This window comes from Providencia sp. PROV205 (assembly GCF_028479505.1).
Lineage (GTDB): Bacteria > Pseudomonadota > Gammaproteobacteria > Enterobacterales > Enterobacteriaceae > Providencia > Providencia huaxiensis.
The window spans coordinates 19,941-44,675 of record NZ_JAMPNU010000013.1 but is presented as its reverse complement, the minus strand read 5'-3'; the positions used below and the strand labels follow the sequence as shown (position 1 = coordinate 44,675).

At 41.8% G+C, this 24,735-nt stretch carries 23 protein-coding genes; 18 read left to right on the top strand and 5 right to left on the bottom strand.

What is annotated here, in order from left to right; translation table 11 throughout:
• Positions 1-47: 47 nt before the first annotated feature.
• The 10 genes from pbpC (at position 48) to rluF (ending at position 12,837) form a co-directional block, all read left to right on the top strand.
• Complete coding sequence (pbpC, locus tag PR800_RS09180; protein WP_166267528.1) at positions 48-2,369, top strand: peptidoglycan glycosyltransferase PbpC; 2,322 nt, start codon at positions 48-50, stop codon at positions 2,367-2,369.
• 277 nt (positions 2,370-2,646) lie between these two features.
• A complete protein-coding gene (ndk, locus tag PR800_RS09175; protein WP_272530618.1) occupies positions 2,647-3,072 on the top strand; it encodes a nucleoside-diphosphate kinase in 426 nt (141 codons plus the stop codon).
• Between the two features lie 161 nt (positions 3,073-3,233).
• Entirely contained in the window at positions 3,234-4,415 is a 1,182-nt protein-coding gene (locus PR800_RS09170; protein WP_004912645.1) for a bifunctional tRNA (adenosine(37)-C2)-methyltransferase TrmG/ribosomal RNA large subunit methyltransferase RlmN, read from the top strand.
• A gap of 202 nt (positions 4,416-4,617) precedes the next feature.
• Positions 4,618-5,562 carry a cytoskeleton protein RodZ gene (gene rodZ, locus PR800_RS09165; protein ID WP_102137552.1) on the top strand — a complete coding sequence of 315 codons (945 nt, stop codon included), beginning with the start codon at positions 4,618-4,620 and terminating at the stop codon, positions 5,560-5,562.
• Positions 5,563-5,735: 173 nt separating this feature from the next.
• A complete protein-coding gene (gene ispG / locus PR800_RS09160) occupies positions 5,736-6,854 on the top strand; it encodes a flavodoxin-dependent (E)-4-hydroxy-3-methylbut-2-enyl-diphosphate synthase (protein ID WP_004264895.1) in 1,119 nt (372 codons plus the stop codon).
• A 219-nt stretch (positions 6,855-7,073) separates the two neighbouring features.
• Positions 7,074-8,351, top strand: coding sequence for a histidine--tRNA ligase (gene hisS, locus PR800_RS09155; RefSeq protein WP_102137553.1), 1,278 nt, complete (start codon positions 7,074-7,076; stop codon positions 8,349-8,351).
• 10 nt (positions 8,352-8,361) lie between these two features.
• Positions 8,362-8,985 (top strand): YfgM family protein, encoded by a 624-nt coding sequence (locus PR800_RS09150; protein ID WP_102137554.1) that lies wholly within the window; start codon positions 8,362-8,364, stop codon positions 8,983-8,985.
• A 20-nt stretch (positions 8,986-9,005) separates the two neighbouring features.
• Complete coding sequence (bamB, locus tag PR800_RS09145; RefSeq protein WP_166267522.1) at positions 9,006-10,178, top strand: outer membrane protein assembly factor BamB; 1,173 nt, start codon at positions 9,006-9,008, stop codon at positions 10,176-10,178.
• A gap of 130 nt (positions 10,179-10,308) precedes the next feature.
• Positions 10,309-11,787 (top strand): ribosome biogenesis GTPase Der, encoded by a 1,479-nt coding sequence (gene der, locus PR800_RS09140; RefSeq protein WP_102137556.1) that lies wholly within the window; start codon positions 10,309-10,311, stop codon positions 11,785-11,787.
• A 180-nt stretch (positions 11,788-11,967) separates the two neighbouring features.
• Positions 11,968-12,837 (top strand): 23S rRNA pseudouridine(2604) synthase RluF, encoded by an 870-nt coding sequence (rluF, locus tag PR800_RS09135; RefSeq protein ID WP_102137557.1) that lies wholly within the window; start codon positions 11,968-11,970, stop codon positions 12,835-12,837.
• Between the two features lie 119 nt (positions 12,838-12,956).
• Here rluF and PR800_RS09130 read toward each other — a convergent pair whose 3' ends face one another.
• Together PR800_RS09130 and hemF are read right to left on the bottom strand one after the other, a co-directional pair.
• A complete protein-coding gene (locus tag PR800_RS09130) occupies positions 12,957-14,093 on the bottom strand; it encodes a M4 family metallopeptidase (RefSeq protein WP_272530617.1) in 1,137 nt (378 codons plus the stop codon).
• 158 nt (positions 14,094-14,251) lie between these two features.
• Positions 14,252-15,169, bottom strand: coding sequence for an oxygen-dependent coproporphyrinogen oxidase (gene hemF, locus PR800_RS09125; RefSeq protein WP_272530615.1), 918 nt, complete (start codon positions 15,167-15,169; stop codon positions 14,252-14,254).
• A gap of 136 nt (positions 15,170-15,305) precedes the next feature.
• On the opposite strand from hemF, the gene PR800_RS09120 reads away from it, so the two are divergent.
• The 3 genes from PR800_RS09120 to PR800_RS09110 all read left to right on the top strand — a co-directional run bounded on the left by PR800_RS09120 (position 15,306) and on the right by PR800_RS09110 (position 17,576).
• Positions 15,306-15,737 carry a GNAT family acetyltransferase gene (locus tag PR800_RS09120; RefSeq protein WP_004264887.1) on the top strand — a complete coding sequence of 144 codons (432 nt, stop codon included), beginning with the start codon at positions 15,306-15,308 and terminating at the stop codon, positions 15,735-15,737.
• A gap of 91 nt (positions 15,738-15,828) precedes the next feature.
• Positions 15,829-16,434 carry an RpoE-regulated lipoprotein gene (locus PR800_RS09115; protein WP_102137559.1) on the top strand — a complete coding sequence of 202 codons (606 nt, stop codon included), beginning with the start codon at positions 15,829-15,831 and terminating at the stop codon, positions 16,432-16,434.
• Between the two features lie 242 nt (positions 16,435-16,676).
• On the top strand, positions 16,677-17,576 hold the full coding sequence (locus PR800_RS09110) for a Dyp-type peroxidase (RefSeq protein ID WP_166267514.1): 900 nt from the start codon (positions 16,677-16,679) through the stop codon (positions 17,574-17,576).
• A gap of 65 nt (positions 17,577-17,641) precedes the next feature.
• Here PR800_RS09110 and PR800_RS09105 read toward each other — a convergent pair whose 3' ends face one another.
• Positions 17,642-18,055: a type II toxin-antitoxin system HicB family antitoxin gene (locus PR800_RS09105; RefSeq protein ID WP_094961723.1), complete on the bottom strand. Its 414-nt coding sequence runs from the start codon at positions 18,053-18,055 to the stop codon at positions 17,642-17,644.
• Positions 18,056-18,104: 49 nt separating this feature from the next.
• Entirely contained in the window at positions 18,105-18,290 is a 186-nt protein-coding gene (locus PR800_RS09100; protein ID WP_094961724.1) for a type II toxin-antitoxin system HicA family toxin, read from the bottom strand.
• 322 nt (positions 18,291-18,612) lie between these two features.
• Between PR800_RS09100 and PR800_RS09095 the strand changes: the two genes are divergently transcribed.
• The 5 genes from PR800_RS09095 (at position 18,613) to cysM (ending at position 23,675) form a co-directional block, all read left to right on the top strand.
• Positions 18,613-19,635 carry a sulfate ABC transporter substrate-binding protein gene (locus tag PR800_RS09095; protein ID WP_102137561.1) on the top strand — a complete coding sequence of 341 codons (1,023 nt, stop codon included), beginning with the start codon at positions 18,613-18,615 and terminating at the stop codon, positions 19,633-19,635.
• A complete protein-coding gene (gene cysT, locus PR800_RS09090; protein ID WP_102137562.1) occupies positions 19,635-20,465 on the top strand; it encodes a sulfate/thiosulfate ABC transporter permease CysT in 831 nt (276 codons plus the stop codon). The genes PR800_RS09095 and cysT overlap by 1 nt, the downstream gene beginning before the upstream one ends.
• Positions 20,465-21,325: a sulfate/thiosulfate ABC transporter permease CysW gene (cysW, locus tag PR800_RS09085; protein WP_102137563.1), complete on the top strand. Its 861-nt coding sequence runs from the start codon at positions 20,465-20,467 to the stop codon at positions 21,323-21,325. Before cysT ends, cysW begins: the two co-directional genes overlap by 1 nt.
• A 2-nt stretch (positions 21,326-21,327) precedes the next feature.
• The gene (gene cysA, locus PR800_RS09080) at positions 21,328-22,416 is read left to right on the top strand and encodes a sulfate/thiosulfate ABC transporter ATP-binding protein CysA (protein ID WP_102137564.1); all 1,089 of its coding nucleotides are present in this window, start codon (positions 21,328-21,330) and stop codon (positions 22,414-22,416) included.
• Between the two features lie 374 nt (positions 22,417-22,790).
• The gene (gene cysM, locus PR800_RS09075) at positions 22,791-23,675 is read left to right on the top strand and encodes a cysteine synthase CysM (RefSeq protein ID WP_272530612.1); all 885 of its coding nucleotides are present in this window, start codon (positions 22,791-22,793) and stop codon (positions 23,673-23,675) included.
• 301 nt (positions 23,676-23,976) lie between these two features.
• Here cysM and PR800_RS09070 read toward each other — a convergent pair whose 3' ends face one another.
• The gene (locus PR800_RS09070) at positions 23,977-24,714 is read right to left on the bottom strand and encodes a fimbrial biogenesis chaperone (protein ID WP_195697431.1); all 738 of its coding nucleotides are present in this window, start codon (positions 24,712-24,714) and stop codon (positions 23,977-23,979) included.
• Positions 24,715-24,735 lie beyond the last annotated feature (21 nt).

Below are 24,735 nucleotides of genomic sequence, written 5' to 3'. Positions count from 1 at the left end.
ACTCAAGATATAAGGGCTCTTTTAATTTATTTTCGGTACTCCCATCAATGAAAAAATGGTTACGCCGCACAGGCATTACACTGGTTCTGTTGGTCATTATTTTGCCACTGGCTTTTCTAGCGGCTGATAAAATCTGGCCGTTGCCGATTAAGCAAATTGAAATGGCACGAACCGTGGTTGCAGCGGATGGCACACCATTGTGGCGCTTTGCAGACAAAGAGGGTATTTGGCGCTTTCCGGTTACACTCGAGGAGGTTTCTCCTGATTTTATTGAAGCGTTATTAACCTATGAAGATCGCCATTTTTATCGCCATCCGGGGGTAAACCCGTTTTCGCTAGTTAGGGCTGCGGGGCAGTTTGTGAGTTCTGGGCGCATTGTGTCAGGCGGTAGTACCATTTCGATGCAAGTTGCGCGGTTAATTGACCCCCATGAAAGAACATTGGGTGGTAAGCTAAAACAACTTTGGCGTACGGCTCAGCTTGAGTACCACTATTCAAAAGATGAAATTTTAGAGATGTATTTAAACCGCGCTCCGTATGGCGGAACGATTGAAGGGATTGGCGCCGCTAGCTGGGTATATTTGAATAAGTCACCGGCAAAATTGACAGCGAGTGAAGCGGCTCTCTTTGCTGTTTTACCCCAAGCCCCTAGCCGCTTAAGGCCAGACCGTTATCCAGAAAGAGCACAAGCCGCTCGTGATAAGGTGTTAGACCGGTTAGAGGAATACCAGGTCTGGAGCCCTGAAAAAGTTACTGATATTAAACAAGAACAGATTTGGTTAGCACCGCGAAAGAATCCACATTCAGCCCCCTTGCTGGCAAGGCGGGTGACCAAGGGGACGCAAGAGTCCATCATTGAAACCACTATCGATGCCAGCTTACAAAGGCAGCTGGAAGATATGGCAATGAATTGGAAAAACCAACTGCCAAAACAAACGTCACTTGGGATTTTGGTGGTCGATCATACGGATATGGCCGTGAAAGCGTATATTGGCTCCATTGATTTCCAAGATGATAGCCGTTTTGGGCATGTCGATATGGTAAGCGCTTGGCGCTCCCCCGGCTCAACGTTAAAACCATTTTTATATGCATTAGCGATGGATGATGGGCTCATCCACGCGGAATCGTTATTACAAGATGTTCCGCGGCGCTTTAATGATTATCGTCCCGGTAACTTTGACAGTGGTTTTAATGGCCCTGTGAGTGTCAGCGATGCATTAGTTCGCTCATTGAATTTACCCGTAGTGCAGTTGTTAGATGTGTATGGCAGTAAACGATTTACGGCTCAACTCCGCAATGTTGGGACTGAACTGCGCTTTCCGTTAGGCAGCGAGCCAAATTTGTCGCTAATTTTAGGCGGGACAGCTACACGGATGGAAGATTTGGTTTCCGCTTACAGCGCATTTGCGCGAAAAGGTAATGTGTCACCGCTGCGCTTTAAACCCACCGATGAAATTCGTGATAGAGCGCTGATGTCACCGGGCGCAGCATGGATAGTGCGCCGAATTATGGGTGGGGAAGCTCGTCCTGTACCGGATCCTAATTTATCAGGGCAAATAAATTTGGCATGGAAAACAGGGACCAGCTATGGTTATCGTGATGCGTGGGCGATTGGTGTTAATCCACGTTATACCATCGGTGTTTGGGTTGGGCGGCCTGATGCCACGCCTGTTGCAGGGCAGTTAGGTTTCGCCACAGCGATCCCTATTATGAATCAAATAAATGGCATGTTACTGAGCAAAATTTACCAATCACATGAGCCGTTACCAAAAGATGTGAAACCTGCCAGTGTAAGCCAAGCGGTGATTTGCTGGCCGGGTGGCACAGCATTGCTGAAAGATGACAATAATTGCCGCCAAAGGCGTCTTAGCTGGATCTTGGATAATACGATCCCACCGACTTTAATGGCGCGAGACCAAGAGTCGTTATTAGGATTAAGGCAAAAAATTTGGGTCAATGAGAAAGGGCTCCAAGTTGCGGCTGATTGCCCGAATGCCCAAGAAAAAGAAGTGCATTTATGGCCAATTACGGTGGAGTCATGGTTACCAAACAGTGAAAAACGGGAAAATCGGTTACCTAAAGCGGATTCAGTTTGTCCTCCTATGAAGTTAGAAATGCCGCCATTATTGATTTCTGGTATACGTGATGGTGAAGTATTACAGCGTTTACCTGGTAAAACTAGCTTAGACTTGCGTTTAGTCACACAGGGTGGGCAAGGGCAGAAATGGTGGTTTTTAAACGGAGAACAAGTGAATACAACCGAGCAAAACGGTTCTATTTTGCTAACACTCGATAAAAGTGGAAGCTACCAAATTTCAGTATTAGATTTAAGCGGCCAAGTAACGGCAATAAGCTTTAGAGTGAAGTAATAGATGAAAAACGTGACTTACCCGAAAAAATAGTGTTTTTTGCTATAAAAAGTTTAACAAAATGTTGTTGTGACTGTAGGAAATTGTAATCAGAGCCCCTATAATCATCGCCTTATTTTTCTTTTTCCTAGATAGGGTTGCCTTTGAGGTCTAAAGGTCTAACAATAGAATTAGAAATAATATAAAAAACTACAACATGCCTATTTTAAGTTCTTACATCCTAAGTTACAGGGAAGAATAAAGAATAAAGGCCTAATGAATCGCTAAGAGGTTATTTATGACTGTTCAACGTACATTTTCTATTATTAAACCAAACGCTGTGAAGAAAAACGTTATTGGTGCAATCTACAACCGTTTTGAAAGCGCCGGTTTCACTATTATCGCTGCTAAAATGATGCATTTGACTCGTGAGCAAGCTGAAGGCTTCTACGCTGAACACAAAGGCCGTCCTTTCTTTGAAGGTCTGGTTGAATTTATGACTTCAGGCCCTATCATGCTGCAAGTGTTAGAAGGTGAAAATGCAATCCAACGTCACCGTGACCTGATGGGCGCAACTAACCCAGATAACGCATTAGCGGGTACTTTACGCGCAGACTACGCGGACAGCTTCACTGAAAACGCAACTCACGGTTCAGACTCTGAAGAATCTGCGGCACGTGAAATCGCATATTTCTTCACTGCGGATGAAATCTGCTCACGCTAAGACTTCTTTAACTAATGCATTAGCATTATTGTTATAAAGTTTGTACAATGCGACGCCCTGCTATGATTAGCGGGGCGATTATATTTTTAAGACTGCAAAAATTACGTCGTGCTATACTCATCAATAGCACTGCCGAAAGTGTAACAACGAGGCAATACACCATGTCTGATATGACGACAGATGCACAATGTGCAACTTCTTCCGCTATTTCTGTCACACCAGAAAAAACGAACCAAAAAACCAATTTACTCGATTTAAATCGCAAACAAATGCGCGAATTTTTTGCTCAAATGGGTGAAAAACCGTTCCGCGCTGATCAGGTCATGAAATGGATTTATCATTATTGCTATGATGATTTTGACCAAATGACCGATATTAATAAAGTCCTTAGAGCAAAACTGAAAGAAGTTGCAGAAATCCGTGCACCGGAAGTCGCTGATGAACAACGTTCATCAGATGGCACCATCAAGTGGGCCATCAAAGTGGGTGACCAACTGGTTGAAACCGTCTATATCCCAGAAGCAGATCGGGCAACACTGTGTGTCTCTTCACAGGTCGGTTGTGCACTGGAATGTAAATTCTGCTCTACGGCACAGCAAGGTTTCAACCGTAACTTACGTGTTTCCGAAATCATTGGCCAGGTTTGGCGAGCTGCAAAAATTATTGGTTCACTGAAATCCAGCGGACGTCGTCCAATTACTAACGTCGTAATGATGGGAATGGGCGAACCATTACTGAATTTGAATAATGTCGTCCCTGCAATGGAGATTATGTTAGATGACTTCGGTTTTGGTTTATCTAAGCGCCGTGTCACGATTTCCACTTCGGGGGTTGTACCTGCATTAGATAAACTAGGGGATATGATTGACGTTGCATTAGCGATTTCACTACATGCACCAACAGACGATATTCGCGACGATATTGTTCCAATTAATAAAAAATACAATATTGAAACTTTCCTCAACAGCGTGAATCGTTATTTAACCAAATCGAATGCGAATGCAGGACGAGTAACTGTAGAGTATGTGATGTTAGATCACGTGAACGACAGTGTTGAGCAAGCTCATCAATTAGCAGAATGTTTAAAAAACACACCGAGCAAAATTAACTTAATCCCGTGGAACCCGTTCCCAGGGGCCCCTTACGGTAGAAGTTCGAATAGTCGTATCGACCGCTTCTGTAAAGTGTTGATGGGCTATGGTTTTACCACGATAGTGCGCAAAACACGCGGTGATGATATTGACGCTGCCTGTGGGCAACTTGCTGGTGACGTGATTGACAGAACGAAGCGAACGTTGAAAAAACGCTTAGCAGGGGAACCTATTAAGGTAAAAACAGTCTGATTTATAAATATGTTTGAATTAGTGAATTAGGTTATGATTTAGGGCGTTTTAGAGTTAGGCAAAACGCCCTTGTTAACCTACAATAGTAGAAGCAATAAGAAAAATTTAATTGTTGTTTCAACATGATGATAAATTATTGACGAATAAAGCTGCTCAATGTTTGCTTTATATATTTTAAACTTGGAAATAGTGTTGCCAGCAAATGACTATCGAAAATAATACCGAACAGACTACGACGACAGTCGGACAATTATTGACGCAAGCACGTGAGCGCATGGGGCTAACCCAAGATATTGTTGCAGAACGATTATGCCTTAAAATCAGTACGGTAAAAGAGATAGAACAAGATATTGCTCCCGCTGGTGTAGAACCGACATTTTTACGTGGTTATATTCGCCTTTATGCTCGAATGGTCGGCATATCAGAAAACGAATTAAAAACGTATTTGAAAACGGAAGAACCTGTCACATTAGCCAAAGTTTCTCCTATGCAAAGCTATTCTTTAGGGAAAAAACGTAAAAAGCGTGAAGGTTGGCTAATGAAACTGACGTGGTTGATTGTGATTGTGCTGATTGCAATGGTTGGTGTGTGGTGGTGGCAAGATCATAACGCACAGAAAAATGAGCTAGTTTCAATTGCAAATCAAAATGATTTGATTTTGTCTCAGCAAAATAACAGCACAACGCCGGTTGAATTGTCGACTTCAACAGAAATTGTCTCAACTGACACTGCCCCTGCCGCACAGGAAAATGCGCTTGAATTACAAGTTCAAGAGCCTGTATTAACCACAGACCCGATTACCGAGCCTGTCAGAACCATTCCATTACCTAATGCACCGCAATCTTCTGTTGCATTAGATAGAACACAAAACACAGAAACGACTGACCCTGTTGCTGTTAGCAGCCAAGCTTTGGTCTTAAACTTTACTGGCCAGTGCTGGTTAGAAATTCGTGACGCGAATAATAAAATCTTATTCAGTGGCACCAAAAACAATGGCGATAAGCTGGAGCTTGATGGCCCGCAGCCTTATCGTCTGAACATCGGTGCACCAGCAAATGTCACTGTACAGTTCCAAGGTAATGCCGTTGATTTAAGCCGCTTCATCAAAGCGAAACGTCCGGCAAAATTGAAGTTACCTGAAGCCTAAATTAGAAAGACAAAAAGAAGCAAACTATATCCGAAAACATCTTTTTTGATAGGCTATGGTTTGCTTTCTTGTGTATAGTTGAGCGTATAAAAATAATCGTTAAAACTATACCTCGGTAGCAAAGAGTACCACGGTAACAAAGAGCACATGGACGTTCGGAGAATTAAACAAAAATGCATAATGAATCACCGATAAAAAGACGTAAATCCACTCGTATTAATGTAGGCAGCGTACCAGTAGGCGATGGCGCACCTATCGCTGTCCAATCAATGACCAATACCCGCACAACTGATGTCGAAGCCACAGTCCGCCAAATTAAATCACTTGAGCGTGTTGGTGTGGATATTGTTCGCGTTTCTGTTCCTACGATGGATGCGGCAGAAGCGTTTAAGTTGATTAAACAGCAAGTTAGTGTTCCTCTGGTGGCTGATATCCATTTTGACTATCGTATTGCATTAAAAGTGGCCGAATACGGTGTTGATTGCTTGCGTATTAACCCAGGTAATATTGGTAGCGAAGAAAGAATTCGCCAAGTGGTTGATTGTGCACGCCATTACAATATTCCTATTCGCATTGGGGTCAATGGTGGTTCCCTTGAAAAAGATATTCAAGAGAAGTATGGCGAACCGACACCTGAAGCCTTAGTTGAGTCAGCAATGCGCCATGTGGATATCTTAGATAGACTGAATTTCGACCAGTTTAAAGTCAGTGTAAAAGCATCAGATGTATTTCTCGCTGTCGGCTCCTACCGTTTATTAGCGAATAAAATCGATCAACCACTGCATTTAGGGATCACCGAGGCCGGTGGTGCACGTGCAGGTTCAGTAAAATCGGCAATTGGCTTAGGAATGCTACTGTCCGAGGGTATTGGTGATACCTTGCGTATTTCTTTAGCGGCGGACCCGGTTGAAGAAGTTAAAGTCGGTTTTGATATCTTAAAATCACTGCGTATTCGTTCACGTGGTATTAATTTTATTGCTTGTCCAACTTGTTCACGGCAAGAGTTTGATGTGATAGGCACGGTGAATGAGTTAGAACAGCGCTTAGAAGATATCATTACACCAATGGATGTGTCGATTATTGGTTGTGTGGTTAATGGTCCCGGTGAAGCGGAAGTGTCCACGCTAGGTGTTGCAGGCGCAAAAACCAAGAGTGGTTTCTATGAAGACGGTAAACGTCAAAAAGAGCGCTTTGATAATGACAACATTATCGACCAGTTAGAAGCTAAAATTCGAGCCAAAGCAGCGATGATGGATGAAAGCAAGCGGATTGAAGTCAACTTAAAAGATTAATTTTGTCTAATCTAGTGCCAAACGATTCATTGTGTCGTTTGGCATATTTAGAACAAACGCTATATCAATTATCCGCATTTTTTTCTAAAATCGGTCGCTCACCGTACAAATTGACAGATAAATCCCGATTAGTATCAGTAATTGGTGTTTGTTGATTGAACCAGATGATATTTCGCTCTTATAATCAAACTTATGTAATTCTGAAAATAGAGAAATAAAGTGGGAAAAAATATCCAAGCCATTCGCGGCATGAATGATTACTTACCAGCTGACACGCGTGTATGGCAGAAAATCGAAGCAACATTAAAAAATATTTTACAGGGTTATGGTTTTAGTGAAATTCGTACCCCGATTGTAGAGCAGACCCCGCTATTTCGCAGAGCGATAGGTGAAGTGACGGATGTCGTTGAAAAAGAAATGTACACTTTCAATGACCGTAATGATGAAAGTCTGACATTACGCCCTGAAAATACCGCAGGTTGTGTCCGTGCCGGTATTGAGCATGGTTTGCTGTACAATCAGGAACAGCGTTTGTGGTATTTAGGGCCAATGTTCCGTTATGAGCGCCCACAAAAAGGCCGTTACCGTCAATTTCACCAATTAGGTGCTGAAGTGTTTGGTCTTGCGGGTCCTGACATTGATGCGGAAGTCATCTTAATGACAGCGCGCTGGTGGAAAGCATTAGGTATTAGTGAGCATGTGACATTAGAGCTGAATTCGATTGGCTCATTAGAAGCGCGTGCTAATTACCGTGAGGCCTTAGTTGCTTTCTTAGAACAGCATAAAGACAAGCTGGATGAAGATTGCAAACGCCGGATGTACACAAATCCTCTGCGTGTTTTGGACTCCAAAAATCAAGACGTTCAGACTTTATTGAATGATGCACCTGAACTGTTTGATTACCTTGATGTCGAATCACGTGAGCACTTTGATGGCTTATGCAAGCTGTTAGAAGCCGCTGGCGTTCAATACCGTGTTAATCAGCGTTTAGTTCGTGGTCTTGACTACTATAACCGCACTGTTTTTGAATGGGTAACAACGGCGTTGGGCTCACAGGGTACAGTTTGCGCGGGTGGCCGTTATGATGGCTTAGTTGAACAATTAGGCGGTCGTGCAACACCTGCGGTGGGTTTTGCCATGGGTATGGAACGCATGGTGTTATTAGTCCAAGAAGTGAATCCTGAATTTACAGCGGATGCTTCAGTGGCTGATGTTTATCTTGCTTCATTTGGCGAAAATAGCCAGCAAGCAGCGATATTAGTGGCCGAAAAAGTGCGTGATGCACTACCGACACTGCGGTTAATGACTAACCACGGTGGTGGTAACTTCAAGAAACAGTTAGCAAGAGCGGATAAACAAGGCGCTAAAATTGCCCTGATCTTGGGGGAAGATGAAATTCAAAATAACCAAGTCACATTGAAAGATTTACGCACAGGCGTACAAGAAACCATTTCGCAGCAACTTATGGCGTCACGCATCGCCGAGTTATTAGGTTAAGGAGAGACAAGTGGAAGTCTATACAAACGAAAATGATCAAGTCGATGCGATTAAACGCTTCTTTGCGAATAATGGCGTGGCATTAGTTGTTGGCCTCGTAATTGGTGTGGGTGGTGTATTTGGTTGGAACTACTGGCAATCACATAAAACCAATGTACTGCAAGAAAGCGCTCAAAAGTTTGAAGCAGTAAACACTCAGTTACGTTCAGGTTCAGAACAAAGTATTGTTGCAGCGCAAAAATTCGCAGCTGAAACTGACGATGTATACAGTGCGATGATGGGCTTAGAGCTTGCGCAAATCGCTGTGGATAAAGGTGATTTGGCTAACGCACAAACTGCTTTGACCAATGCACTAGCGAAGGCAAAAACCGCGGATATGCAAGATTTAATTAACCTGCGTTTAGCGCGAGTTCAATTGGCTCAAGGTAATGCGGACGGTGCGATAGCATCAGTTGCAAATATTAAAAGTAAGTCATGGCAAGCAACGGCACAGGATGTCCGTGGTGATGCTTTACTCCACAAGGGCGATAAAGCAGGTGCAAAAGCGGCTTACGCTCAGGGGTTAGAAAGTGAAGGCTCTCAATCTATTAGAGGTATTTTGACTCTGAAGTTGAACAACGTATCTAATTCATAAGAAGAAAGGAAACGACAAACATGCAGTTGCGCAAAACACTTTTAGTTGGCCTAGTCGCTTCAGCTTTACTTGCCGGTTGTTCCAGCGAAACTGATTCTATTATCATGGCGCCACTTCCACAGGTTGAAAATCAATTCAGCCCATCAATTGTTTGGGATAAATCTGTCGGAAATGGTGTTGAACAATTTTATTCTGAATTATCACCTGTTTGGGATGGTTCAGCGGTTTATGCAGCAGACCGTAAAGGTTTAGTTAAAGCTTTTGAACTCGATAGCGGTAAAGAGCTCTGGTCAGTCGATTTATCTAAACGAACAGGTTTTCTTTCTGCTAACTTGTCTGCGTTATTGTCAGGCGGTTTAACCGTCGATGGCGACAAAATCTTTGTGGGTACAGAGCGCGGAACCGTTATTGCGCTGAACAAAGAAGATGGCCAAGTCGTTTGGGATGTCGAAGTCGCCGGTGAAGCCCTTTCTAAACCGGTAGTGAGTAATGATTTTGTTATTATTCATACCAGTAATGGCCAACTGCAAGCTTTAGACGTCAATAGCGGTGAAATCAAATGGACCGTTAACATGGATACCCCATCGTTGTCATTACGCGGTGAATCTGCGCCTGCGGTTGCTTTTGGTGCTGCGATTGTCGGTGGGGACAACGGCCGTGTTAGTGCGGTGCTGTTGTCTCAAGGTCAATTAATTTGGCAACAACGTATTTCGCAAGTGACAAGTTCGACAGAAATCGGCCGCTTAAATGATGTCGACATGACACCAATTATTGATGACGGTAAAGTGTATGCGATTGCTTATAATGGCACATTGGCAGCACTGGATATGCGCTCAGGTCAAATTCTGTGGAAACGTGAGCTGGGCTCAATCAATGACATGGTGATGTCAGGTGAAAACCTGTATCTCGTTGACCAAAGTGACCGCGTATTATCTGTTCGTAAAAGCGATGGTGTGACGCTATGGACGCAGGAAGACCTGTTAAATCGTGGGTTATCTGCGCCAGAAATGTATAATGGCTATCTTGTTGTCGGTGATAAAGAAGGTTATCTGCATTGGTTAGACATGAATACGGGTGGGTTTGTTGCACAAAACAAATTAAACAGCTCAGGTATTCACAGTCGCCCAGTTGTTGCGAGTGATAAGCTAATGGTTCAGACAAAAAACGGAACAGTTTACCTGTTAACACGTTAATTTTCTGACAAACCGCCAATTTATCGATAAAATCAACGGTTCCTGAAGACAGGAGCCGTTTCGTTTTTTTGTTTTCTGAGTTAAAGCCTCAGAATTCCTTAAGTTAATAAAAGTTGTGAGGCATCTAAGAATGATACCCGTCGTAGCGCTGGTAGGGCGTCCAAACGTAGGAAAATCCACGTTATTTAACCGTTTAACCCGTACCCGTGACGCATTAGTAGCGGACTTTCCCGGTCTGACTCGTGATCGCAAATATGGTCGTGCTGAAGTTGAAGGGCATGAATTCATTATTATCGACACGGGTGGTATCGATGGGACTGAGGAAGGCGTAGAAACGCACATGGCCGCACAGTCCTTGCAAGCCATTGAAGAGGCCGATATTGTTCTGTTTATGGTTGATGCAAGATCTGGGTTAATGCCTGCAGATGAAGGTATTGCCAAACATCTTCGTAGTCGCAAGAAAAAAACATATTTAGTCGCGAACAAAACAGATGGCATCGATGTTACAACGGCAATCGGGGATTTTTACTCTCTTGGCTTAGGGGAAATTCATCCTATCGCAGCATCGCACGGCCGTGGTGTCACTCAGTTAATCGAACAATCGTTAAAACCTTTTATTGGTGAAGACGAAGAAGAGGTTGAGCTGACTGAAGAAGAAGAAAATGCGGCTTATTGGGCTGAGTTAGAAGCTCAAGGTGAGCTTGATGAAGACGAAGAAGATGACTTTGACCCAACAACACTACCGATTAAATTAGCCATTGTTGGTCGCCCGAATGTAGGTAAATCCACATTAACCAACCGTATATTAGGTGAAGATAGGGTTATTGTGTTTGATATGCCCGGGACAACCCGTGACAGCATTTACATTCCAATGGAACGCGATGAGCGTGAATATATCCTGATTGACACCGCAGGTGTTCGTAAACGTGGCAAAGTCACTGAAACAGTCGAAAAATTCTCTGTAATTAAAACGTTACAAGCGATTGAAGATGCGAACGTCGTATTATTAGTCATTGATGCACGTGAAGGTATCTCAGACCAAGATTTATCTTTACTTGGTTTTATCCTCAATGCGGGGCGCTCATTGGTGATTGCGGTCAATAAATGGGACGGTATGAAGCCAGAAGACCGCGAACACGTAAAAGACATGCTTGAACTGCGTCTTGGCTTTGTTGATTTCGCACGTATTCACTTTATTTCTGCACTGCATGGTAGTGGAGTGGGGAATCTATTTGAATCAGTGCAAGAAGCTTACGAATCAGCAACTCGTCGAGTCGGAACGGCATTATTAACACGCATTATGAAGATGGCAGAAGATGAGCACCAACCACCGCTTATCCGTGGTCGCCGTGTTAAAATGAAATATGCCCATGCCGGAGGACACAACCCACCGATTGTGGTGATCCACGGTAACCAAGTTTCCGATTTACCAGATAGCTATAAACGTTATTTGATGAATTACTTCCGTCGTTCATTACAAGTGATGGGAACGCCAATTCGAATTCTGTTTAAAGAGGGTGAAAACCCTTATGCAGATAAGAAAAATAAGTTAACGGCAACCCAGCTACGTAAGCGTAAGCGTTTAATGCAGCATTTGAAAAAGCGTTAGTCAGTAAGGCGTTAATGAAGGTTTAATTAACCCTATTGAACAGACAAAGCCGTAACAAAATTATTCTGTTACGGCTTTTTAATATTATCTAGATTGATACTTTAAGAAAGAATATCGCCCTTACGTGACCAGAATACATCATGATGGACGAAGGGTAAGAATTAAAGATTGAGGGAAATTATGGACACTCGTTCTTCTACACGTTTAAACAAATATATTAGTGAAAGTGGTATTTGCTCAAGGCGTGAAGCTGACCGTTATATTGAGCAGGGTAATGTATTTATTAATGGTAAGCGTGCAGGAATTGGCGACCAAGTTTTTTCTGGTGACGTGGTAAAAGTTAATGGGCAATTAATTGAGCCGCGTAATGAAGAAGATTTAGTGTTAATCGCACTCAATAAGCCAGTCGGTATTGTCAGTACGACGGAGAGTGGTGAAAAAGATAATATTGTTGATTATGTTAATCACAGCACCCGAATTTTTCCAATTGGCCGCTTAGATAAAGACTCTCAAGGGTTAATTTTTCTAACAAACCATGGGGATTTGGTGAATAAAATTTTGCGGGCTGGAAATTCTCATGAGAAAGAGTATTTAGTTACTGTCAATAAGCCCGTTACAGATGATTTTATTCGTGGAATGGGGGCTGGAGTCCCGATCCTCGGTACAATGACTAAAAAATGTAAGGTTAAGAAGGAAGCGCCTTTTGTTTTTAGAATTACGCTTGTGCAAGGGCTAAACCGTCAAATTCGTCGTATGTGTGAGCATTTTGGTTTTGAAGTCACAAAACTTGAACGCGTTCGCATTATGAATGTTAAGTTGACCGGCATTCCTGTCGGTGAGTGGCGAGACTTAACGGATGATGAACTAATTGAATTATTTGATATGATGGAAAAATCTGAGTCAGACGTAAAATTGAAAAAGCCACAGAAATCCACTTCTGCGAGCAAAGGTAATACAAAGCAAGCGTCGCCAAGTAAACCAAAAGCAAAAACAGAAAACCCGACACGTAAAAAATTTACACAACCAGGTAGAAAAAAGAAAAAACGCTAACGTGCAGGTTTGATTAATAAGGCTGAATGAAAGAGTTAGCGAATGCTCTTTAATATCGGCCTTTAGTTTTTCAGAAAATGGTTCTTAAATAGTTTAATGCTATCTAGCGATATTAATGATTACAGATTGACTTCTAACCCAACATCTAACCAACTCTGTTGTGTTTTTTGTGCGATATTATTATCAAACAGTTTCTTAGCTGCGCGGATCGTTGCATCAGCAAATTCGATGAAGGTTGCCTTCGAGGTCACGCGTTTGTCAGATACGGCTTCAAGCCAAATTTTACCTGCAATATCCCATGTATAACCACCAAGGCTCTTGGCTAATAGGTAAAAGGCTTTATTTGGAATGCCTGAATTAATATGTACGCCGCCATTATCAATAAAAATAGGTAAATCCTGATATTGCGCCATATGGCCAACTTGTGGGTCTCTAATATCGTCAGAAAGATAATAAGCGTCGCCTGGATCCATCATAGAACGTAGTGCTGGCGCATTTATTTGGTCGATAAATAAATTTTCCCCGAGCAACCAACTAGATGTATCCGCCGTTTCATTGTTCAAATATTGTTTTACCATAATACCAAGTACGTCTGCGACGGACTCATTCAGTGCTCCTGACTGGAAAGAGTATCTAAAATCAGCTTTTGAACTAATGAAACCATGAGCAAGTTCGTGAGCGATTATATCAATGTCGTTATAGAATGGACCAAAAACGATTCCATCCCCGTCACCAAAGAAAATAGCTTGAGAATTCCAAAATGCGTTAGCGTAGTTTGTTCCATAATGAATAACCGCATTAATATCAGCAGAACAGCCAAAAATTTGGTCAATATTTAATTTTTCCTTAAAAAAGGTACGAATAACACCAATTGAATTAAATACTTGCCCAGCTGGCCTTGAGGGAGCTTGAGTGTCGTCTTCGCACATAATGACAGCATAGTCATCATGTGGCATATGACTATCTGGAGAAAGTCCTGAACGTTCACAGATTGGTAGGTCGGAGTGCCAGTGGTGCTTATATGGAACGGGGAGTTGAGCGTCACGAATAAAGCGGTTATAACGCTTTCCAGCGGTATCTATAGGGCAAGATGAAAGATTATTGCGGTGAAGTAAGGCATCTTCATGTGAATAGGTTCGGCTCATAATATCATTGATATGTGTGAGCGTTGGTTTTAAGTCACTATGACCTGCTTTAGTCACTAAATTGGCCAATAAACAAGGTGAGAGTAAAGAACGGCCTAAAGATTGATTCATATTATAACTCCATTCAGTTGGGTGAAATGGAATCATAATTCGTCGTGATGGTTTTGTAACTACCTGATATCTAAGCTTTAAAATTAATTATTGTTATTTTATGTTAGAAAGGTAGAACAGTTATCTTTCTACCTTAATTTGTAAACCAATGTTATTAATTATGGCAAAACCCACTCTTTATTTAAGATTAAAAATTCAGTATAGAGAGCGGCCTCTTGGCTATTCGGTTCTGGGTGATAGTCGTATTCCCAGCGAACAAGCGGAGGCATTGACATTAAAATTGATTCTGTTCGGCCTCCACTTTGTAAGCCAAATAATGTACCTCTATCCCATACTAAATTGAATTCTACATAACGGCCACGACGATATAATTGGAATTGACGTTCTCGTTCACCCCATGAATACTCTCGACGTTTTTCAACAATAGGCACATAGGCATTTAAAAAGCCATTGCCAACGGCTTGAGTGAAGTTAAAACAAGACTCAAACCCGCCTTGGTTAAGGTCGTCATAAAATAGCCCGCCAACACCACGAGGCTCATTTCTATGTTTCAGGAAGAAATATTCATCACACCAATTTTTATATTTAGGATAAACATCATGCCCATAAGGACGACATAAATCACGAGCAACGGTGTGCCAGTGGATAACATCTTCATGAAAACCATAGAAAGGGGTTAAATCAAAACCACCACCAAACCACCAAACAGGTTCACAACCTTCTTTTTCAGCAATAAAGAAACGGACATTAGCGTGGGTTGTTGGAATATAAGGATTCAGAGGGTGAATAACGAGAGAGACGCCCATTGCTTGGTAGCTGCGACCTGCAAGTTCAGGGCGGTGGGCTGAAGCAGAAGCAGGTAATTTTTCTCCTTTAATATGCGAGAAATTCACTCCTGCTTGTTCAAATAGTGCCCCTTTAGTTAGTACTCGGCTACGACCTCCACCACCTTCAGAGCGTTCCCATGTTTGTTCTAGAAAAGTTTCTTTACCATCTAGCTCAGTGATTTTTTGGCAAATGGTCTCTTGCAAGCTTTGCAAATAGGTTTTTACACGATCAATATCTGGGTAATTCATTGTTTTATAATAGAACCATAGGTAAAAAATAATGGTTAAAGTATACCCTTTTGCTCGAAGAAAGGCATATTGAATATTGATTGTGTCGTAAAAGCAGAGATAATGGCAGAAAGATTAGGTTAAGCAGGCAAATAAGATGGAAATACGAGTCTTTCGGCAAAGTGATTATGAAGACGTCCTGACACTATGGGAGCGCTGTTCTCTCAATGAATTTTCAGGGGATCCTGAGCTCGATATCGAACGCAAATTACAGTGTGGGGCAGACTTATTTTTAGTGGCTGAAGTTGCCGGGGAAGTCGTTGGCACTATTATGGGAGGATATGATGGCATTCGTGGTACTGCTGTTTACCTTGCCGTTCACCCTGAATACCGTGGCCGTGGTATCGCTAACGCACTAGTGAGCCGACTAGAAAAAAAACTGATCGCCAGAGGCTGCGGAAGAATAGAGCTATTAGTGAGTGAAGAGTCTGATGCGGCTATCTGTATGTTTGAAAAAATGTTGTATGAAGAAGAACAACCTGAACGTTTAATTTATTCGAAAAAATTAACTCACGAAACGGATTTTTAAGTTAATTGACTATTTATTTAACTATTCATGGGAATGTTTTAATAAATAGATTGTCACAATATGCATTATGCGACTCATAAAAGAGGGTGATATGTCCCAACATGCAAAGTTGAATAGTAATAATGGATTATCGCCGTTGTTTAAGGCTTCTCTACTCTGTGGAGCAGCCCTGTTATCAGGGTGTGCGGGTGTGAAGGTTTTTTCACCGTCGACTTGGTTTAGTGGTCCACTGACGGTTTCTGACTCAGGCCTTGGTCAAGTGACTAGTTTTACACCAATGCAAGCGGATATCATTAAGAAACAACTGGATGACCGCTATGCATTACGCAGCGGTATGCAAATGGAAAATGGGGATGTGGTCACAATTTTCCAAGGAATGGATGATGATGAAGTAAAATTAGAAATAGTTGGTCCAGAGCACGGCTATGTATCGCGAATTACGGTGAATGACCCTGATATCGCAACCGAATGGGGGCCTACGATTGGTACTGAATTTAGCGAAATTTATCAAAAAGCATTTGGTATTTGCGGCTTAGGTGAGCGAGTCAATGACGTTCCTACCATTGAATGTAATTCACCGCAATCAAGTAAAGTGGTTTACCGTTTTACAGGTAAATGGCAAGGACCAGAAGATTTAATGCCTTCAGATAATGACCTGAAAACATGGCAAGTCTCACAAATTATTTGGCATAAATAACCTCATTTCGTTAATGATATCGCCAAGTCTATTCATACTGGCGATATCTTCCCACTAAAATTTCTTTTTCCTTGTTTTCAAAGAAATTTCCCCTTTCTTAAATTTTCTTTCTTATAATAGACCGGAAACCTATATTCCCTTGCGTTAAAACAAGGCGAACATCATAGCGATAAGATAGAATATTAAAATCGCTTATATAAAAAATAGGTTATATAACATATTCATTTTACGAGGTTTACCGTATGTCTCATTCTCAAAGTGGTATTTTGAAAGAACATAGCCGTTTTGGTATTTTTATTGAAGCGCAAGTGCAAGAGGGAGCTCTGGATGAAGTTAAGTCTGGATGTAAAAGCTTTGTCGAGGCTTTAACCAAATTACAAGCGCAATATCCAGATGATCGCCTTGGTGCCGTTATCGCGTTTGGTTCTGACATCTGGAAACAGCTCGGTAAGGCAAATACTGCCCCTGAATTGAAACCATTTCGCACTCTAGGTAAAGGGCTTGCTCCTGCCACTCAACGGGATATGTTTATTCATATTCAATCACTGCGCCATGATATTAATTTTTCATTAGCGCAGGCAGCTTTAAAAGCATTTGGTAAATCTATCTCTGTAGTGGAAGAAATTCATGGCTTCCGTTGGGTAGATGACAGAGATTTAAGCGGTTTTATTGATGGAACAGAGAACCCGCAAGGGGAAGAAATTGCAGAAGTCACATTAATCGAAGACGGTGAAGATACAGGCGGAAGTTATGTTTTAGTCCAACGCTATGAACACGATTTGAGAAAATGGGATCGTTTTTCGGAACATGAACAAGAAAAAATGATTGGTCGTACGAAAAAAGATAGTGTTGAATTAGATGAAGATGCACGCAATGTCACCTCTCATGTCTCACGCGTGGTGATAGAAGAAGAGGGCGAAGAGCTTTCAGTTATGCGTCACAGCTTGCCATATGGTACAGCAAGCGGCAAACATGGCTTATTTTTTATCGCTTATTGTGCAAGGTTACACAATATTGAACAGCAATTATTAAGTATGTTCGGCGAAAAAGACGGCAAATACGATGATTTGCTACGTATGACGAAAGCCGTTTCGGGGAGTTATTACTATGCTCCGTCGATTGAGACATTGACGTCTCTTTGATCAATAAGTTGCCGCAGGGATGCGGCGATTGATAATTATTTATGTAATCTATTATTTTCAATGTATTAATCGGTTTTTTTTAATTCTTTACGAGCTGCAGCAGCAATAAAACCACTACGGCTACCATATTCAGGATTAACCTTCACTAAAGCATCAATACGATGTAATAAACGATGCGGCAAGGTGATATTAATACGCTCAGTACGGCCATCGTATTTATCCATATCGACATCCACAAATAACCATATCCCATGCGCATATTCAGGTTGTATTGGGTTCAATAGCGTTTGCTGAGATTTCGATAATGGGATCTCAAAGCCTTTTTCACTCAATAATTCAAAATGAGCATCAATTGCTGATTTTGCTTCTGCGTAAGCCTCTTCTATATTGCTGCCCGCGAATGTACATCCTTCAATATCAGGAAACCAGCCACTTGCGCTGCCATCATTATCAATTTCAATAAAGGCGGTATAAAGCATTAGGTTATCTCCATTAAAGATAGCGCTCATGCGTGAACGCTTTTCTTATTTAATGTTTTAGTTTCGCAGCCTTCAAAATGTGATTTAGTGTGCCTATCTTTAAATCTTTTTGTGGATGCGGAACAGTAATTACAATTGAAAAATGTGGGTGGGAAAACTGATGGTGACTTCCTTTTATTCTTTCAAGTTTCCAACCGTTTTTTTGCAGTATGTTTATCAGTTCCGAACTTTGCACGATCCCTCCATTTCGTTAACTGATATACACATAATACACACTCTGAAGAGTGCTTACAATATTTAAAGTGTGTATTATGTGTATAAAAAAGAGAGAGGGGGAAAATGTTTAAGGTGTCTTTGCTTCGCTAAACTTAAAAATGAAACGCATTCATATCACTAACTAATTAAAAAATCAGTTAATTTTCCTGCTTATGACGTTCATTTCTTTGTTATTCCAATTTGGTATATAAAAAGGTGATTGATAGCTACACAGTTATAACCAAAACAGATACAGTGGTTTTAATCTTAGCCATTTGGGTTTAGTTACGAACAGGTGTGGAATGAAAAAATCATTTTTGAAAAAAACAGCACTAGCGAGTTTGGCAACGGTATCATTACTTGGGAGCTCGCCATTAGTTGCCGCTGAACTACTTAATAGCTCTTATGATATTGCTCGTGAATTATTTGTGGCATTGAATCCATCATTTGAAAAGCAATGGAATGAGGCTCACCCTGACGACAAACTCACGATTAAGCAATCACACGCAGGTTCATCTAAGCAGGCCTTAGCTATTTTACAAGGTTTGAAAGCGGATGTCGTGACCTACAACCAAGTCACTGACGTGCAAATTTTGCATGAGAAAGGGAATTTGATCCCAGCAGACTGGCAAGCGCGCTTGCCAAATAATAGCTCGCCTTATTATTCAACGATGGCATTTTTAGTTCGTAAAGGAAACCCTAAAGGAATTAAAACGTGGGATGATTTAGTCCGCGAAGATGTCAAACTAATCTTCCCAAATCCAAAAACATCAGGAAATGGCCGTTATACCTACCTTGCGGCATGGGGCGCTTTTAATCAGGAAAATAAAGATGATAAAGCAAAAACCCGTGAACAAATGAAACAGTTTTTGAAAAATGTAGAGGTATTCGATACCGGTGGGCGTGGCGCGACGACGTCATTTATTGAGCGAGGGCTCGGTGACGTCCTCATTAGCTTTGAATCAGAGGTGAATAATATTCGCTCTCAGTATGGCGAGTCAGACTACGAAGTCATTGTACCGCCAGTGGATATCTTAGCGGAGTTTCCTGTCGCTTGGGTCGACAAAAATGTACAGAAAAATGGCACGGAAGACGTCGCTAAAGCTTACTTAAATTATCTCTATAGCCCACAGGCTCAAGAAATCATCACTCAGTATAATTATCGAGTGAATGACAAAGCTGTGATGAATGCAAATAAGGCTAAATTTCCTGAAACTCAGCTCTTTACCGTTGAATCACAATTTGAGAGCTGGCCAAAAGTGATGGAGGTTCATTTTGCTACAGGTGGAGAATTTGACCAATTAATGGCAGAAGGGCGCCGTTAATGGAGCGTTCAGGAAAGCGTTTCTTGCCGGGTTTCGGGCTAACGCTAGGTAGCAGTCTATTTTATACCTGTTTGATATTGCTATTACCCATGAGCGCATTGGTAATTCAATTATCGGAAATGACATGGCAGCAATATTGGGCGGTCATTAGTTACCCGCAAGTGGTTGCCGCGTATAAAGTGACGTTATTGTCAGCACTAGTGGCAAGCTTGTTTAATGCGGTGTTTGGCATGCTATTAGCGTGGATCCTAACGCGTTATCGTTTTCCTGGGCGTTTGTTTTTAGATGGTTTAGTGGATTTACCTTTTGCCTTACCTACTGCGGTAGCGGGGCTGACATTGGCAACCCTGTTTGCAACCTCGGGCTGGTATGGGCAATATCTGCAGCAGTTTGATATTAAAGTCGTGAATACTTGGTTGGGAATTGCGGTTGCGATGGCTTTTACCAGTATTCCGTTTGTTGTGCGTACAGTTCAACCTGTATTGGAAGAGCTAGGCCCTGAGTACGAAGAAGCTGCTCAAACCCTAGGTGCGAGCCGTTGGCAAACCTTTCGTCGAGTGGTACTGCCAGAGCTTTCACCGGCCTTATTAGCCGGAACGGTTTTGTCCTTTACACGGAGTTTAGGCGAGTTTGGTGCCATTATATTTATTGCGGGTAATATTGCGTGGCAAACCGAAGTTGTTTCATTAATGATTTTTAGTCAGCTACAGCAATTTGACTACCCGGCAGCCAGTGCTGTGGCTTCAGTTATTTTAGCGGTTTCATTGTTACTTCTATTTAGTGTTAATTTAGTACAAAGCCGCTTTGGTAAACGGTTAGGGGGCAAGTAATGGCGCAAATTACACCAATTCACACCGCTAGCCGTACTCAAATTAACTGGGGAAAATGGCTACTAATTGCAATAGGTTTATTGTTTTCATTTTTACTGTTAGTCATTCCAATTGTTTGGATATTTATTACGGCTTTTCAAAAAGGGTTAGATACCGTTTTATTAAATCTGGCAGACCCAGACATGCTACATGCCATTGGTTTAACAGTATTAATCGCTTTAATTACCGTTCCGGTAAATTTAGTCTTTGGCACCATGATGGCCTGGTTAGTAACGCGATTTCAGTTTCCCGGCCGCCAATTATTACTCACCTTGGTGGATATCCCATTTGCGGTTTCACCTGTTGTTGCGGGTTTGCTGTACTTACTTTTTTATGGCTCGAACAGCTGGTTTGGTGGGTGGCTTGAAGGTTTTGATATCCAGCTCATGTTTTCATGGCCAGGTATGGCGTTAGTGACCATTTTTGTGACGTGTCCATTTGTCGTGCGTGAGCTCGTGCCCTTGATGTTAAGCCAAGGTAGCCAAGAAGATGAAGCTGCGGTGTTACTGGGAGCGTCAGGATGGAAGATGTTTTGGCGTGTGACATTACCCAATATCCGCTGGGCACTACTGTATGGGGTCGTTTTAACTAACGCCCGGGCAATCGGTGAATTTGGTGCAGTTTCGGTAGTTTCAGGGGCTATTCGTGGGGAAACATACACCTTACCGTTGCAGGTTGAATTATTGCATCAAGATTATAATACGGTAGGGGCGTTTACGGCCGCAGGGATCCTCGCAGTCATGGCGATTATCACCTTAATTCTTAAAAGTGCATTGCAGTGGCATTTAAGTCGACAGCAATCTGAATCAGGAGTCCATTAATCATGAGTATTGAAATTGAAAAAATCGGTAAGTTATTTGGTAAAACCCAAGTACTCAACGATATTTCACTGGATATCGCATCGGGTGAAATGGTTGCCCTATTAGGGCCTTCTGGTTCAGGAAAAACAACCTTATTGCGTATTATTGCAGGGCTTGAACAGCAAAGTCAGGGGTTATTACGTTTTCATGGCCATGATGTCAGTAAAATTCACGCCAAAGATAGGCATGTTGGCTTTGTATTTCAACACTATGCGCTATTCCGGCACATGACAGTATTTGATAATGTGGCATTTGGTTTAACTGTCTTACCCAGAAAACAGCGGCCATCAGCTCAAGTTATTAAAGATAAAGTAACCAAATTGCTAGAAATGGTTCAACTTGGCCATTTGGCTTCACGTTACCCCGCACAACTTTCAGGGGGGCAAAAACAGCGTGTGGCATTAGCAAGGGCTCTCGCGGTTGACCCGCAAATTTTATTATTGGACGAGCCTTTTGGTGCGCTCGACGCACAAGTGCGTATTGAGTTACGCCGTTGGCTACGCCAATTACATGATGAACTAAAATTTACCAGTGTTTTTGTCACCCACGACCAAGAAGAAGCCATGGAAGTGGCGGACAGAGTGGTGGTGATGAGCCAAGGTCATATTGAACAAGTGGGTACACCGAGTGATATTTGGCAACGTCCAGAGACACGTTTTGTCCTTGAATTTATGGGGGAAATCAACCAAATCTCTGCCCATATCAAAGGTTCCACATTAAATATCGATGGATATGCGTTCCCACTAAAGCATACAGGTGCTCAGCAAGGTGAAGTCGATGTATTCTTACGGCCTTGGGATATTTCATTACAAGCGGAAGTGGATGAGCAGCACCGTTTACCTGTTAGGGTCACCGAATCGGGGCCAAGAGGGCATTTTTGGCAATTAACCGTTCAGCCTTTAGGTTGGGGTAAAGAACCGTTGTCAGTGATTTGGCAATCTGCTAAAACGATACCAACTCGAGGTGAGCGTTACTTTTTAGGCAGCCAACAGGCGAAGATTTATCAAGGGGATCAGGAATTAATTTTCCCACAGTTAGCTAAAAGTGCATGAATATAAAATTCAATAATTTATAACACTGATAAATATATTATTGGTGTTATATTTTCTATTATTTTCTTCATATATTAGCGATATTTAGGCTTTGTATATAAAAATATGCAGCCTAATTCCTTTCATGTTCAAAATCCATCTAACTCATTGATAAAATAGGGTTAATCATTGTATTTTTATGTGAAATATAACTGGTAATTCTATAAGCTTATTGTAATATAATATATCAATTAGCTATATCAGAAATGGTCATTAAGATAATCTATTTTTCTAATATTAATGTGAAGAGATTTCAACTTTCACGTACCAATATTGGGGTAATATCTTATCTCTATTGTTTCTTATTTATATATAAAAATTATAAGGATGGTAACGTGTCGGCTCTGGAACAATTTATCGGTAATACCCCATTAGTAAAACTTCAGCGTTTAACACAAGGGATTGAAGCTGAAATTTGGGTGAAACTTGAAGGTAATAACCCTGCAGGTTCAGTGAAAGATCGCGCGGCATTTTCAATGATTAATGAAGCGCAATTACGGGGTGAAATTAAACCAGGTGATACGCTAATTGAAGCAACTAGTGGAAATACAGGTATCGCACTCGCGATGATTGCTGCGGTAAAAGGCTACAAACTGAAATTACTCATGCCTGATAACATGAGTAAAGAGCGGCAAGCTTCAATGCAAGCCTATGGTGCAGAACTCATCTTAGTGAGTACGGCTGTTGGTATGGAAGGTGCCCGCGATTTGGCTAAGGAAATGGAACAAAGAGGTGAGGGGAAAGTTTTAGACCAATTTAATAACCCTGATAACCCGTTGGCCCATTTTAAAACCACAGGTCCTGAAATATGGCAGCAAACTAACGGTAGCATTACCCACTTTGTGTCCAGTATGGGGACGACAGGGACAATTACAGGGGTAAGCCGTTATTTAAAATCTCAATCTTCAGAGGTACATGTTGTTGGTTTACAGCCTGCGGAAAAGAGTCAGATCCCCGGTATTCGTCGTTGGTCCCCTGGTTATTTGCCCGGTATCTTCGATGACTCGTTAGTCGACAGCGTGTTGGATATAAACCAGCAAGAAGCTGAAGAGACCATGAAAGCTTTAGCTAAAGTTGAAGGTATCTTTTGTGGGGTGAGCTCGGGTGGGGCGGTTGCCGGTGCGTTAAAAGTGGCGAAGGCTAACCCAGGAGCGGTCATTGTGGCAGTCATTTGCGACCGAGGAGACCGTTATTTATCAACAGGTGTATTTAATGAGTGAGATAATTTAATGGCAAGTCTGTGCTCAATAAAAAATCTCCACAAATCATAACCACCCGCTATGCGGGTGGTTTGCTCTAGCCCTATAAGGGCTTATTACTGTAATGGCATAGTTAATTTGGTCACCCATTCAGAGGTAATATCATCTCCTCATAATGGGTGACAATCATGGCAAAACGTATAAGACGACTATTCAGTGTTGGATTCAAGCTTGAAGCTGCTCAATTGGTTCTTGACCAACGGCTAGAAGCATTATCCCTAATATAACTGGTAGTGCTTTTATTGATTATTTTCTGTTACTTTCATTTGTTTTTCGGCTGTGGTAGTAATTGGCAAGGCTGCGCTGCAGCACACTGGTATTTATTAAATTTCAGGCCACCAAAGTCATCAATATAAGCGACTTCAAAACTATTCCATGCTGGGTTTTTCAATGTCACGGTCGAATCACTAAACGGGGCGACAAGCACTTCAGGAAAATCTTTATCCTTACTTTGGTCAACATTGATATTGGTGATCACAATATTAAACGGGGTTGGATTCGATAACGTAATCTGTCCACCTTGTTTTGTGACTTTTAAATCGCGCTGAAAATCTTTCTCGGCAGAGACTTTGTAGTCAATACCTTTTGGGCGATAAAACAGTTTTAAGCGTGATTGGATAGTAAATTGAACCGCATTCGCTTCTTTACCTTGCGGTGGAATACCTAATACATTGAAATACAAAAGACTCTCCCTGTCCGTTGGTAAGGTATTTTGCCCATCCATATAGGCAATTTTGATTTGTTTTTTCTGTTTAGGGCCGATTTTTTGTAAAAAAGGTAACGCCACTAGTGAGTTAGTCAGCTTTTCACCTTTCTGGTTTTCTATCCATGTCTGCGCTAAAAATGAAGAAGCGGTATCTTGGTTTTCAACAACGACACTGGTTCCGCCATCGGCTTCATTAAAAATAACACGGGTTCTATCTAACCCAAGGACGGCATACGCTTGGCTCATGACGCTTGATAGTAAAACAACGGAAAATACTTTTTTAAATAATGTCATTTTTTCACCCATTGAAATCAC